This window comes from Microbulbifer sp. HZ11, from assembly GCF_000708675.1.
Taxonomy (GTDB): Bacteria; Pseudomonadota; Gammaproteobacteria; order Pseudomonadales; family Cellvibrionaceae; genus Microbulbifer.
The window spans coordinates 746461-760144 of record NZ_JELR01000001.1 but is presented as its reverse complement, the minus strand read 5'-3'; the positions used below and the strand labels follow the sequence as shown (position 1 = coordinate 760144).

Here is a 13684-nt window from a genome sequence, read left to right as displayed (position 1 = left end):
AATGTCACCTGTTTAGAGAAAATTTGGGGGACTCCCCCGGTTAAATTAAATATGTTCAGCAGATAACGATATCGCCGACACGCCACACCTGTGCCGCAAACCCCCATCCCGTCGCCGCGCCAGCCATTACGATAGTGTCACCTTTCTGGATACGTGCCTGCTTCAGGGATTGATGCAGGGTATAGGGGATAGAAGCGGACACCATGACGCCCGCCTTATCCATGGTTGTGAGATATTTCTCTTCAGGGCAGTCGACGCCGGATGCCCAGGCGTGCACGAGGAGGGGAGATGGCTGGTGAAACACGAATTCGCTGATCTTGTCACTTTTCAGATCCGCTTTTTCCAGGGCACGGTGAATTGCGATGGGTACATTTTGCGGAACAAATTCCTGCATCTGCTTCTGGCCATCTTCGTCCAGGGTGAAGTAAAGCTTTGTGGGCGCTGTCTGGCACCCATTTGATGGGAGGCGCCATTTCCCTGTGGCGATCGTGTAATGTGTAGCATCGCTGTGTTGTGCGCTAGCGAGCAGCTCGCCTTCATCGTCACTGACGGTGAGTAGTGTCGCTGCGCATCCGTCGGAAAATATTGTGGAACTTCGGTCGGTGTAGTCCATCATGTTGGAGATGTACTCACAGCAAAGAACGATTGCGTTTCTGACTTTCCCTTGCTCGATGAACGAGGCTGCAAGCTTCTGACCCAGTAAAAAGCTTGCGCATTCCATCTGGATATCAAAGTGCATGGCATTCGTCAGGCCTGCTTCTTCACGCAATACCCGGCTCAATCTCGGATACAGGCGCGGAGCATTGACCGCTTTCACGCTGCCGATATCTGTCAACACAGGGCAAGATGCTGCGCAAATGATAAGATCAATATCCTCAGCTTTCAGATTGTTGGCTTTCAGCAGGCGACTGAGAACGGAGAGTGAAACGGTCAGTTCATTCTCACCGAGCTCGGGACTGAAATAGCCGCGCTCTTCAATGCCCCAAAAACGCCACCACAGTTTTGACATCTCAGGAAGTTCGCTGAAGACCGGATCAGTATTTTTATATCGACGTGCGGGCAGCTGGCTCGCGATCGATGCTATTTTCGCCTTTTTCATGATTTAGCCTGGCTCACGGTCAACGTTACGAAATCAATCGCTGATGCGAATGGGTCATACGAGTAGAGGCCGGTCGCTCCACTATTTGTTTCGAGATTGCTCTTCATCCATTGAAAGAATGTGAAGGGCCCCGCGTTTAATAAATCGCCACCTATCCAGGATTCAATCACGTAGTCGTCGTACAGGTCGCTATTCCGGTTGTGCGTAGAGGTGATGGTGCTTTCGACCGTGTTTTGAAGGTTGGGGTGATAAGCAAAGCTGAACTGACCTTTCTTGTCATTTGCCGATTTGATTTTTGTATTCAGATTGATGCTTAGCGGCTCAATGTCTAGATTGAGGGGATATGTCGCAGCAATTTGTTGCCGATCCGCTTCCAGCAAGGCAATCGCAGCGCCGTCGGAGCTTATAAAACCACTCTCGGGATCGGGATCAAACGACTGATTATTGTCATATCGGATCACTAAAATATTGCTGTAGGACTCGGCGATCGCCAGGGTGTTGATGATTGAAAGTGCTTTGGCGAGGCTTGATTCCATCAGGTCGAAAACGAAAGCCTTGTTCGCACCGATCACACTTTGGAATGGGTGTCCGATTTTTGGCCCCATTACACTGGTATCACCGATCAAGTGGTCTGGCGCGAGCGACAGAGAGACAATCAGATCGATATCATCCGCTTTAACCTGATGCCTGCGTAGAATCCGGGCGGCCATTTGTTGCAGATAGTCCACGCCGATACTGCCGGTTTCAAACCGGGCGTAACGGATCGGGTAGGTATCACTATCACCTGGGTCGACGCTATTAAATGCGGGTTCCGGAAGGTGGCAATCAACGTCAATTACGCGCATTCAGATGTCTCCACAGATTCGGTGTGCTGGCTTGCAATCATCGTCATTTCTTTGCGAACCACTTTCCCGTTGTCATTTCTGGGAAGGGAATCGAGGTACAGAATTTCCACGGGATGCATGTAGGAGTCGAAACGATTCTGAACAAATTCCAGCACAGACCGTGCGGTGACAATCTTCTGATCCGCCACCAGAAACAGGATGGGTTGTGAGGGGGTTGCGCCACCACTTGATGGAACAAGAGCACACTCAAGCAACGAGGGGAATTGCACGAGCAGACTCTGTTCAATAAGAGCCGGAGTCACCCAGCGCCCATTTACCTTGAACATGTCGTCTTCGCGACCTCGATAGTAGTAGTAGCCGTCGGCGTCCATTACAAAGTTGTCGCCCGTCCGGTACCACCCCTGATTGAATTTCTCAGACGTTTTTTCGTGTTGGCCGTAATAGCCGGAACTTACACTATCTCCTCTGACCAGCAGTACCCCTTGTGTGTCGGGCGCAGATATCTCGTCGCCGTTATCGTCTACGAGCATGCACTCGTACCCCGGCAGCACCCGGCCAGTAGCTCCGGCACGGGTGTTTCCCGGGCGATTGGCAAGAAAAATATGTCCCACTTCCGTCGCGCCAATGCCGTCACACACTTCAACGCCCTGTTTCAACCAGTATCGGTATTCGGTTTCGGGAAGAGGGGCACCGGCAGATACCGCGTGCTCGATTGATCTTGCTATCAGGCTCGCATGGCCTTGCAATGCATTGTAAATGGCCGGTACGGCAAACAGCACAGAGGGCATGTATCGGGTGATGTTGTCGATAATTCCTTTGGGTGTGGGCCAGGCATCATCAAGAATAGCGGTGCAGCCTGCGTATAGCGGGAAAAAAAGCGAGTTACCCATGCCATAACCAAAGAACATTTTGGGTGCTGAGTAGCACACATGTTGGTTGTTCAGGCTGAGCAGCTTCCCAGCGACGGCCTCGCAGAAAGCCAAAGTACCTGCAGCGGAATGCATTACCCCTTTCGGTGTGCCCGTAGATCCGGATGTATATTGCAGATAGCAGAGCGCTTCGCTGGATGTCTCATAGAAATCATCCCATTCTGGATTACCTTTCGCGAATCCATACTGCTCAGGAGAGAGGCCATTATCAGCCTGCAAGTCTTCTTCAAGAAGAATGATCTCGATATCAGACCAATGGGGGAGCGTATGCGCTTTTTCAAAGGAGGTCACAATGAACGCGGGGGTCTTCTGCGAAATCATAGCTTCGATGGTTTCACAGCGAATCTTTGGGTTGATGATCGCTGGAACGCCACCTACCGCGATGATTGCCAAGAACATCTGCGCCAGTGATGGCGAGTCGTTCAGCATGATCAGTATGTGGTCACCGGGATTGATCACGCTCTCGAGTTCGCTGGCAAGTGCTCTGACCGAAGCTGAAAATTGTGTCCGCTTTATTCGGCTTTCTTTGTACAGGTACAGTACCTCTGTGGAAGATCTATCGCTGCTTCGAAGGAGTAGCTCGGAGAGGTTTTCGCGGTAACATGGGTTGCTGATCATACGGCAGAGACCTCCGCAGCAGCATCGCACTTACTACTCATCTGTTGCAGTAGTGAAGTACACCAGTCTGTAATACGTTGCTCTGTCTTTTCCGGTTGGCAGTCTTCATCAAGTGCGAGACCGACAAAATGTTTCCCGTCGTCCGTCAGTGCTTTTGAGCTTTCAAATTCGTAGCCCTGATTCGGCCAGTGGCCAATGATCTCTGCTCCTTTTCCCACACATAGATCGTGCAATATTCCCATGGCATCAAGGTACCACTCAGGGTATCCATACTGGTCCCCCAGGCCGAACAGCGCGATTGTCGCATTTGAAAGATCGGTCTCTTCGAGCTCGGGCCAGAGTTCTTCCCAGTCCGATTGTAAGTGCCCGTAGTCCCAGGTTGGTATGCCAAAGATCACGAGATCATAAATTTCCAGGTCGGGAAAACCCGCATCTGAAATCGTGTTCAGTTCAGCGAGATCATCCCCGAAGAAGTCATGTATCTGCTTGGCTGCGACTTCGGTATTGCCAGACGTGGAGTCGAAGTAAATTCCAATTTTCACAATAAAACCATCCGATGGTAACTCTGATGCCCATGGCCACGGTGTGACGGAAAGCGAGTTCGCTTCCCGTGAAAACTTTCCGGGTCCACTTGGCGCGCTGTGTCGATTGATCTGCGGTGTACGCTAGCGAAGTTTTGTTACATAAAAAATTCTTCGTAAAAAAATATTCTCGATAACGTTTTTTCGATGGGAAAAGATTGCTTGAGTAGCAAGGCGGCGCATTTCATCAGGAATTATTTTTTTCGTCAATGCGCAAAAAAATTATTTTCGCGTGTAATGCGGTGAAATGTCGCACCTGCCCAGATCGGGTTTTCGTGAGTTTCAACTTTATGTGGAATTGCGCGCTGAGGCTGTATTGGTACGGGTGTGTTTGTTGTTGAAGATATGTTTCTACTGAAGAGGATGTTTTTGCGTGCTTGACGGTTTCTTGGGTGTTTATCGGTTTCAACTTAACCGGTTTTTCGAGTTTGATAATCCTGGAACCATTGTTCTGGTTTGTTAATCGGTACGCGGGTGTGATTTTGTTTCAGGGTTCTCGCAAGGCGTGTATTAATTTTTTTGTTGTATTAATTTTATGGTACACGTGTCCAATCTGTTTGGTTTTGATCGCTGCGTGCGATGTTTTTCGAGAATTTTATTCGTATTTTTTCTTGCACGCTGGTTCAGCTTTGAAAGCAGCGGAGTTTTTTGCGCGAGACGGTAGCGGTAAAAAATCCAGGTCCATGTGGTGAGTGGCCGAAAATAATGCAGGCGGAATCAGTCTGTCTTCTCTGTGTGCTTGAAGTACGGCTTATAGATAGCGCCACCGTTTCCGATCTTTGGTATGCGACTGGAATACTTAATTGCCGCGAGTTTTACGTGGTTTAGCCGTTCCCCGGGCAGGTGCGCGATTTTCCCGAACATTCTTGAGTAGGATTTTATTTTTAGGACTCGTTTATGTCTTGCAGATATGTACGCTCGTGTCAGATCGGAATCGATCCTGGGTTCGGGTTTTGACTTGATGAGCTTTACCAACTCTGCGGCGTCTTCAAACGCGAGGGAGGCACCCATGCCCAGGTTCGGTGATACTGCGTGGGCAGCGTCGCCTATTCGGAGGAATCCACTATCGCTTAACCAGCACACCTTGTTCTCAGTGATTCGGTCGAATCGGACCTTCGTATGCTCGGTGGTGCTACGACTGACCGTCTCACCAGCCTGGCCGAAACGCTCCAGTATCTGTCGGAGGTCTTTGTTGCTGTATCGGGATTCGTGGTTGAATGCACATGGTTGGGAACTGAGAAATACATAAGCGCGGGAGCTGGTTACCGGGAAGATCCCCAGGCGGTATTTTCCGTTGTGTATTTCGTACGCCCGTTCCTGATCGAAGTTGGTGTCTATCAGCCAGCGCCAGACCCCTTGTGTGGTCTGTTCAATTTTTGCGGCTTCGGGTTCAAACCCGTGAATCCCATCTGTGAAAAGGACACTGCGTGCCTCCACTGTCTCTCCTGTGGAGAGTGTAAGGCGTGTAAAGCTTCCAAACTGTTCGACTGTAACCAGTTGCTGTTGTGGCAGGCAGCGCTTTATGTCGACGTTGCGATACAGCAATCGATGCAGTGTGGAACGTAATGTCGATACGACCGGGTAGCCCTCATAACCTACAGGTTGCTCTGCGATGCTATTGTGTTTGGGCGTTCCGAATACCATGTGGCTGAGGGGTATGTACTCGTTCAACTGCTGGTAATCCACTCCAAGAAGGTGCAGTGCGTGCAACCCTGAAGGGTGCAGGACAATGCCCATACCGTCGGATACTGGGAGTTGTCGCTGTTCTATGAGGCGGTAATCTATGCCCGCGGTTTCGAGTCCGCAGGCAATTGCCATGCCTGCAAGGCCCCCGCCTATGATCGCGATGTCCGTTTTCATACTGTACAGTTCCTAGTGTTCCAGCGCGGATTACTGCGCTACTGCCTTGCTTACAGAATGAAATCACACCCCGTACCTCAAGAGAAGCCTGGTGACTGCCATGAAAAGGTGTACTGCGGGTTGTTCGCTCAAGATATATGGATAGGAAACCGCGCGCTCCTTAACTACAATACGCGGCTATTTTCCCTATCCGAGTTCCCGCTGTGACCATTGCCAACGCTGACCACCCCCGCGATTTCCAGTCTCTTCCTTTACAAAACCCCTTATTGAAGAACCTGAAGGATTTGGGCTACGAGCGACTGACCGAGATTCAGGCGGCGGCGCTGCCGGCGATTGTTGCGGGGAAGGATGTGATAGGGCAGGCCAAAACAGGCTCCGGCAAGACGGTGGCGTTTGGTCTCGGGTTATTGCACAAGCTGAAGGTCGAGCAGTTTCGGGTCCAGTCTCTGGTGCTGTGTCCGACCCGGGAGCTGGCCGATCAGGTGGCGCGGGAGCTGCGCAAGCTGGCGCGGGCCATCCACAACATCAAGATCCTGACTCTGTGCGGTGGTATGCCGTTCGGGCCTCAGATCGGTTCCCTCAAACACGGGGCTCATATCGTGGTCGGTACCCCGGGGCGAATTGAGGACCACCTGCGCAAGGGCAATCTCGATCTGAGCCATGTGGATACGCTGGTGCTGGATGAAGCCGACCGCATGCTGGATATGGGATTCCAGGCGGTGCTGGATCAGATTCTGGCAGAGCTGCCGAAGGAGCGTCAGACACTGCTGTTTTCCGCTACCTACCCGAAAACCATTGATGCACTTGCAACCCGCGTGCTGTGGGACCCGGTCAAGGTGGAAGTGGCCGCGGCGCACACCAAGAGCACCATTGAGCAGAACTACTACCGGGTGGAAAACAATGAAGCGCGCCCTGGGGCGCTGTACCAGCTACTGGCCAGTTACGATGCCTCGTCAGCGCTGGTGTTCTGCAATACCAAAAAGGAAACCGAAGAAGCCGCGCAAGCGCTCAAGCGCGCAGGCTTTGCCGCGCTGGCTCTGCACGGAGATATGGAGCAGAAGGACCGCGACCGCACCCTGGCGCTGTTTGCCAACGGTAGTGCCTCGGTTCTGGTGGCAACGGATGTGGCAGCGCGCGGGCTGGATATCGAAGAGTTGCCGGTGGTAGTGAATTACCATCTATCCCGTGATCCAGAGGTGCATGTGCACCGCGTTGGTCGTACAGGACGGGCAGGGCAGAAGGGCGTGGCGCTCTCAATGGTAAGTAAAAAGGAAATTTACAAGCTGGAACGGCTGGAAGAGCTGATGCAGCAGAAAATTACTCTGCTGGAAGTGCCCGAGCTGTCACGGGGATTTGCGCCGACACGTCCGGTGATGTCCACGCTGCAGATTGACGGTGGCAAAAAACAGAAGGTGCGTGCCGGTGATGTTGTGGGTGCCCTGACCGGCGATGGTGGTATCGATGGCACTCAGATCGGAAAGATTCAGCTGTTCGATTTTTCTACCTTTGTGGCGGTAGAGCGGCCCGTGGCCAAGAAAGCACTGAGCAAGCTCTCTGCCGGAAAAATCAAAGGCCGAAAGTTCCGCGCACGTATCGTCGGTGTTTGATCATTTTCACGTTCGGAGCACCCCATTGCACACTGGTTCGTGGCAATGGGGAGCTATCCCATCAAAAGCGCAAACGAATGCCCAGCGCGCCATCCACGTCGAAGCCTTCGTAGTAGTCCACATCGCTAAATCCGTAGTGCGGTACTGCCTGAATGTAGGCCTCGAGGCTCGGTGCGATACCAAAGCTCAGGCCTACCGGCAGGCGGATACCGGTCTGGTAGTAGTCGCCATTCCCGTCACCGTCCCGATAAAAGCCGCCCGCATCGATGTAAGCATGCATGGTGCCCAGATTGTTGCTGAAGTTCTGCAAGCGCATATCAACGGCGATGGCGTCGCTGTTGAAAAAGATCGAAGTTCCTCGCAACTGTGCGGTCACGCCCAGCCCCAGGTCGTGGGCGACACCGAGGCCAACCCCTGTCTTGTTGGCGGCGAAACTCGGGGCGCTGATGGCAGTAATCAGAAGAGGGAGGACGATCTTGTTCAGGTGCTTAAAGAGCTTCATGGGTACCTCTTAGGTGGAGATGAATAAGGTGGCGAGTATAGATGCGGCGCCTGGCGGTGCTTTGCGGTGGATCACAGTTGCGAGAAGGCCGGCCGGTTCTAAGATACCTCGGATCAAGTCCGCAATACCTGAGGTATCACGGATTTGGTCAGAGGTCCCTTAATATTCTGGCAAGACGAAGCGGGGAAAAATCGGGATAATGCCGCGGCTTCGCTTGGCCATTTATTGTCCCCATTCAGCCCCAAACCGGTAGTTTCCATGGAAATCAGCGTCAACTTCCTTGATAACCTGCGACTTGAAGCCAAATTCGATGACTTCACGGTCATCACGGATCAGCCGATCCGGTACAAGGGAGACGGTTCCGCCCCCAGCCCGTTCGATTATTTCCTGGCTTCATCGGCCCTGTGTGCGGCCTATTTTGTCCGGGTGTACTGCCTGGCACGGGATATTCCTACCGACAACATCCGCCTTTCCCAGAACAATATCGTGGACCCGGATGACCGCTACAACCAGATCTTCAAAATCCAGGTGGAATTGCCGGAGGATATCTCCGAGAGGGACCGACAGGGCATCCTGCGCTCCATCGACCGTTGTACCGTGAAAAAGGTGATCCAGACCGGTCCGGACTTTCAGATTGAGACGGTGGAGAATCTGGCGGAGGACGCCCAGGCGCTGCTCATGGTGGAGCCGGACGCGGAGCATCAGACCTTTATCGAAGGCAAAGATCTACCGCTGGAGCAGACCATTGCCAATATGACGAAAATTCTTGCCGACCTGGGTATGAAGATCGAGATTGCTTCCTGGCGTAATATCGTGCCCCACGTCTGGTCTCTGCATATCCGCGACGCAGCCTCGCCCATGTGTTTTACCAATGGTAAAGGAGCGACAAAAGAGAGCGCTCTGTGTTCTGCGCTGGGCGAATTTATTGAGCGATTGAGCTGCAATTTCTTTTACAACGATCAGTTCTTTGGCGAGGAACTCGCCGATGCCGAGTTCGTGCACTACCCGAATGAAAAGTGGTTTGCACTGGAAGACGACGACGCCTTGCCTGCGGGCATTCTCGATGACTACACCCGGGCGATTTACGATCCGGAAGGGGAGCTGGGCGGTTCTAACCTGGTTGATACCAATTCTGGTCGTGCCGACCGCGGTATCTGTTCCCTGCCGTTTGTGCGCAAGTCAGACGGCGAGTCGGTGTATTTCCCGTCCAACCTGATCGAAAACCTGTTTCTTAGTAATGGTATGAGTGCCGGTAATACTCTGGCGGAAGCCCAGGTACAGTGCCTGTCAGAAATCTTCGAGCGGGCGGTGAAAAAGGAAATTCTGGAGCAGGAAATTGCGCTGCCGGATGTACCTAAAGAGATTCTGCAAAAGTACCCGGATATTCTCGAAGGTATTGAAGAGCTGGAAAAGCAGGGCTTCCCGATTTTGGTAAAGGACGCCTCTCTCGGCGGCAAGTTCCCGGTGATGTGCGTGACCCTGATGAATCCGCGCACTGGCGGCGTGTTTGCGTCCTTCGGTGCGCACCCGAGCCTGCATGTGGCACTGGAGCGCAGTCTGACCGAACTGATGCAGGGCCGCAGCTTTGAAGGTCTGAACGACGTACCACCGCCGACCTTCAATAGCCTGGCGGTGACCGAGCCGCACAACTTTGTCGAGCATTTTATCGATTCCACCGGTGTGGTTTCCTGGCGTTTCTTCAGCGCCAAATCCGATTATGCATTTGTTGAGTGGGACTTTACTCCGAAAACCAAGTCCGGCGATCACGGAGATACCAACCAGGCCGAGGCGGAACGCCTGTTCGCAATCCTGGAAGACATGGGCAAGGAGGTCTATATGGCCACCTACGATGACCTGGGTGCATCGGCCTGTCGTATTCTGGTACCCGGCTATTCCGAGGTTTATCCGGTAGAAGACCTGATCTGGGATAACACCAACAAGGCACTGGACTACCGCGAAGACATTCTCAACCTGCACCGGTTGGAAGATGACGCGCTGGAGGAACTGGTTGAACGACTGGAAGAGAGCCAGATCGACAACTACGAGACCATCATTACGCTGATTGGTGTGGAATTTGATGAGAACACCGTCTGGGGTCAGCTCACCGTTCTGGAGCTGAAGCTGCTCATTTACCTCGCCCTGCAGCGTCATGAAGAAGCGCTGGAGCTGGTGGAGACCTTCCTGCAGTACAACGACAATACCGTTGAACGCGGGTTGTTCTATCGTGCGGTGCAAGTGGTGCTGGAGATTGCGCTGGATGAGGATCTGGCGTTGGAAGATTATCGCTATAACCTGAACCGGATGTTTGGTGAGGCCACCATGGATGCGGTGGTGGGCTCAGTCGATGGCAGCCTGCGTTTTTATGGTCTGACGCCGACGAATATGCAGCTGGAAGGATTGGACAAGCATCTGCGCTTGATTGAGAGCTATAAAAAGCTGCATGCGGCGCGGGCGGCTAGGTTCCAGGGGTGAGTGCTGGGGGCGGAACCGGTGGGGCTGGATTCCGGCCTTCGCCGGAATGACGGGAGGTACTATTTCTCTCCCCCGTTACCCCCGCGAAGGCGGGGGTCTAGGTATTTTGGAGATATTAGTTAAGTCGGTGTGAGCCAATACGATCAGTTCAGGCTCGCCGCATCTTCCGATTGCTCAGCCTGATCATTTTTCTTTACGTATCCATCCTCATCCAGCTCAACAATCGGCATGCCCAATTCCGCGATGCTTTCGCGAATATTGGCCGCATCGCCAACCACCACAATCGCCATATTCTCAGGTTCGAGCATGTCAGTAATGACCTTGTTCAGGGTTTTGCGGTCGGTCTCTTTGAGCATGGCGCCTTGCTGAGAGCGGTAGTCCAGTGGCAGGTCGTAGCGCAGGATGTTGTTCAGCAGGCTGAGCTTGTCGCCCGGGGTTTCGTACTTGCGTGCTTCCTGTTGGCCGATGGCGGAACGGAGATAATTGAACTCGCTTTCGGTCATGCCTTCGCTGTCATACTTTGCAAACTCTTTGATTACTTCGTGCAGGGCATCTGCGGTTGTTTCCTTCTTCACCTCTGAGCTCATCATGTATTGGCCTTCCTGCGGCTCTCCAATCAGGTACGAGCGGGCGCCGTAGGTGTAGCCTTTGTCTTCGCGCAGGTTGAGGTTAATGCGGCTGTTGAAGTTGCCACCCAGCGGGAAGTTGCCGAGGTAGGCCAGGTAGTAATCACCCAGGGCATCGTAGGGCAGGCCATGCTGGGCAACGCGCAGGCTGGACTGTGCCGCGCCTTCTTTGTTTACCAGGTAGACGGTGCGACCGTTGATTTCCGGTTTCTGCAACGCGATGGCCGGGCGTACCGGTTGTGCGGTTTTTAGCTTTGCCAGCCCTTCCAGAGACTTGATGATCTTCTCGTGCGGCACACTGGTGCTGACGGTAACTCCACTCAGGTGGGCGGGAAAGTGGGCCTTGTAGTACTGCTTGACATCATTCAGGGTAATCTGCTCGACAGTGTCCGGCAGGCCGGCATCCGGGAAACTGAGTGGGTGTTCGGCACCGCGCATTACCGCACCAACCGCTCGGGTTGCCAGCCCTTGAGGGGTTTTGCGGGCTTGTTGCAGGCCTTCAATGGTCTGTTGCTTGATGCGGTTAAAGTCTTCTTCACTAAATGCCGGCTTGAGTATGCGCTCCATCATCAGAGGCACTGCGGTATCCAGATGCTTGGCCAGAACATTCAGGGTCACAGTGGTCTCGTATTGACCACTATTGACGCTGACACTGGCACCCAGGCGCTTCAGGGCTTCGGTAAACTCGGCGGCACTGCGCTCGGTGGTGGCCTCGCTCATCAGTGAGGTCATCAGCGAGGTGAGGCCGGCTTTTCCACGGGGCTCATCCCGTTGACCAAAATCAAATACCGCACGCACGGTAACGGTTGGCGTCTCGTCATTGGTTACCGCCAGCAGGCGAACACCATTTTCCAGTTTTCCATCCTGAATCTCGGGCAGTTCCACTTGCGGGTTTACCCCGGGAGTTGGCTGTACACTGCGATCGAAGGTGTCTTTTACGGGGCGCAGGGCGAGGGCTTCTCCGTCATCACCGTAGGTCTCCGGGATGGTGCGCTTCCACTGGTAATTCTGTTCGGCCGCGGCCATTTCCGGTTTGCCGTTAGGTACCACACTCAGTAGCACGGCAGGCTGCTTGGCGATGTACTCTTCAAACACTCGGGTGACGTCGTCGGTGGCGACGGACAGGTAGGCTTTGATCTCTTCGTCGATGCCTTTGGGGCTGCCAGTAAAAGTCTCAAAGGCGGCGAGGGTCGAAACCTTGCCAGAGACGGATTGCAGGCCAAATACGCGACTGGATTCATAGCCGGCCTTGAATTTCACCAGGTCATCCTCGGTCACGCCACGACTGGCAAATTCGGTGAGGGTGTCGCGTACTGCCTGTTCCATTTCCGCCAGGGTTTCACCGGAGGCGGGGTTCTGGATGACGATAAACCACATCTCACAGGCCAGTTCCTTGCAGGAATGGCTGACACTCGCGGACACGGCGCGACCGGTTTGTACCAGGCGCTGATATAGCATGGAGTCCTGGCCCTGACCGAGAATCGCGGCGGCGGCATCCAGTGCCGGCTCGTCCTCATGGCCGTAGTAAACCGTAGGTACCATCATCGCCAGAGCGGGCAGGTGGATATTATCTTCCAGGGTGACGTAGCGATCCGCATCGAGTTTGGCCGGTTGTTTCGGCAGGTTTTCCACTTCCGGGCCGGCGGGGATGGGGCCGAAGTACTTGGCCACCCATTCCAGGGTTTTGGCTTTGTCCACGTCACCACCGATGGTGAGCACGGCGTTATTGGGACCATACCAGCGCAGGAAGAAGCGTTTCAGGTCGTTGAGGTCGGCGCGATCGAGATCCTCCATCCACCCGATCACCGGCCAGGAGTAGGGGTGACCATCCGGGTAGGTGGTGGCATACATGGTTTCCAGGGCGCGGCCGTAAGGGCGGTTGTCCACCCGTTGACCACGCTCGTTCTTCACCGTTGCGCGCTGGACTTCAAATTTTTCCTGGGTGACCGCATCGAGGAATACCCCCATGCGGTCGGATTCCAGCCACAGTACGGTTTCCAACTGATTGGCGGGTACCGTCTGGTAGTAATTGGTACGGTCTGTGTTGGTGGTGCCATTCATGCTACCACCGGCTTCAGTGATGATGCGGAAGTGTTCCTCATCCGCCACATTGACCGAGCCCTGGAACATCATATGCTCGAAGAAGTGGGCAAAGCCGGAACGGCCCGGATCTTCGCGATTGGAACCCACGTGGTAGGTGACATCCACGTGCACCAGTGGATCGGAATTGTCTTCGTGCAGGACGACGGTGAGGCCGTTGTCGAGTTTGTACTTGCTGTAGGGGATGGCGATCTCGGCATCGTCACCATCGAAGGTCTCAATCAGGGTAATACCGGGGGGTAAGCTGGCTTGTTGCATAACTTCCGCGGACGCTTCGCTTGTGGCGGAGGTCTGCGGGGATTCAGGATCGGTGCCCTTGCTGCAGGCTACCAGAAGTGCGGATGCGAAAATCAGTGCGATTTTTGTGCGATGCATGATGGTAGGAGACCTTTTTATTTTCAGAATCTCCGATCCTAGCACAGGTGGCGGAATGTGCCGGAGCGAG

9 protein-coding genes are annotated in these 13684 nt (G+C 53.7%); 2 read left to right on the top strand and 7 right to left on the bottom strand.

The features are described from left to right. Positions 1 to 55: 55 nt before the first annotated feature. The 5 genes from AU11_RS03280 to AU11_RS03260 all read right to left on the bottom strand — a co-directional run bounded on the left by AU11_RS03280 (position 56) and on the right by AU11_RS03260 (position 5932). The gene (locus tag AU11_RS03280) at positions 56 to 1099 is read right to left on the bottom strand and encodes a 3-oxoacyl-ACP synthase III family protein (RefSeq protein ID WP_043316392.1); all 1044 of its coding nucleotides are present in this window, start codon (positions 1097 to 1099) and stop codon (positions 56 to 58) included. Next, on the bottom strand, positions 1096 to 1944 hold the full coding sequence (locus AU11_RS03275; RefSeq protein ID WP_043316390.1) for a hypothetical protein: 849 nt from the start codon (positions 1942 to 1944) through the stop codon (positions 1096 to 1098). The genes AU11_RS03280 and AU11_RS03275 overlap by 4 nt, the downstream gene beginning before the upstream one ends. Next, a complete protein-coding gene (locus AU11_RS03270) occupies positions 1935 to 3491 on the bottom strand; it encodes an AMP-binding protein (RefSeq protein WP_051686906.1) in 1557 nt (518 codons plus the stop codon). Before AU11_RS03270 ends, AU11_RS03275 begins: the two co-directional genes overlap by 10 nt. Beyond that, the gene (gene fldB, locus AU11_RS03265) at positions 3488 to 4033 is read right to left on the bottom strand and encodes a flavodoxin FldB (RefSeq protein WP_043316388.1); all 546 of its coding nucleotides are present in this window, start codon (positions 4031 to 4033) and stop codon (positions 3488 to 3490) included. The genes AU11_RS03270 and fldB overlap by 4 nt, the downstream gene beginning before the upstream one ends. A gap of 756 nt (positions 4034 to 4789) precedes the next feature. After that, positions 4790 to 5932 carry an NAD(P)/FAD-dependent oxidoreductase gene (locus tag AU11_RS03260; RefSeq protein ID WP_043316386.1) on the bottom strand — a complete coding sequence of 381 codons (1143 nt, stop codon included), beginning with the start codon at positions 5930 to 5932 and terminating at the stop codon, positions 4790 to 4792. Positions 5933 to 6135: 203 nt separating this feature from the next. On the opposite strand from AU11_RS03260, the gene dbpA reads away from it, so the two are divergent. Further along, positions 6136 to 7539, top strand: a complete 1404-nt coding sequence (gene dbpA / locus AU11_RS03255) for an ATP-dependent RNA helicase DbpA (RefSeq protein WP_231491515.1) — start codon at positions 6136 to 6138, stop codon at positions 7537 to 7539. Between the two features lie 61 nt (positions 7540 to 7600). Here dbpA and AU11_RS03250 read toward each other — a convergent pair whose 3' ends face one another. Continuing rightward, complete coding sequence (locus AU11_RS03250) at positions 7601 to 8041, bottom strand: hypothetical protein (protein WP_043316383.1); 441 nt, start codon at positions 8039 to 8041, stop codon at positions 7601 to 7603. A gap of 258 nt (positions 8042 to 8299) precedes the next feature. Between AU11_RS03250 and AU11_RS03245 the strand changes: the two genes are divergently transcribed. Continuing rightward, the gene (locus AU11_RS03245; protein WP_043316381.1) at positions 8300 to 10513 is read left to right on the top strand and encodes an OsmC domain/YcaO domain-containing protein; all 2214 of its coding nucleotides are present in this window, start codon (positions 8300 to 8302) and stop codon (positions 10511 to 10513) included. Positions 10514 to 10656: 143 nt separating this feature from the next. On the opposite strand, the gene AU11_RS03240 is transcribed toward AU11_RS03245, so the two are convergent. Then, the gene (locus tag AU11_RS03240; protein WP_051686905.1) at positions 10657 to 13614 is read right to left on the bottom strand and encodes a pitrilysin family protein; all 2958 of its coding nucleotides are present in this window, start codon (positions 13612 to 13614) and stop codon (positions 10657 to 10659) included. Between the last annotated feature and the right edge of the window lie 70 nt (positions 13615 to 13684).

Coding starts and splice junctions, on each gene's coding strand:
- AU11_RS03280 (WP_043316392.1), bottom strand. CDS start 1,099: ATGAAAAAGGCGAAAATAGCATCGATCGCGAGCCAGCTGCCCGCACGT.
- AU11_RS03275 (WP_043316390.1), bottom strand. CDS start 1,944: ATGCGCGTAATTGACGTTGATTGCCACCTTCCGGAACCCGCATTTAAT.
- AU11_RS03270 (WP_051686906.1), bottom strand. CDS start 3,491: ATGATCAGCAACCCATGTTACCGCGAAAACCTCTCCGAGCTACTCCTT.
- AU11_RS03260 (WP_043316386.1), bottom strand. CDS start 5,932: ATGAAAACGGACATCGCGATCATAGGCGGGGGCCTTGCAGGCATGGCA.
- AU11_RS03250 (WP_043316383.1), bottom strand. CDS start 8,041: ATGAAGCTCTTTAAGCACCTGAACAAGATCGTCCTCCCTCTTCTGATT.
- AU11_RS03245 (WP_043316381.1), top strand. CDS start 8,300: ATGGAAATCAGCGTCAACTTCCTTGATAACCTGCGACTTGAAGCCAAA.
- AU11_RS03240 (WP_051686905.1), bottom strand. CDS start 13,614: ATGCATCGCACAAAAATCGCACTGATTTTCGCATCCGCACTTCTGGTA.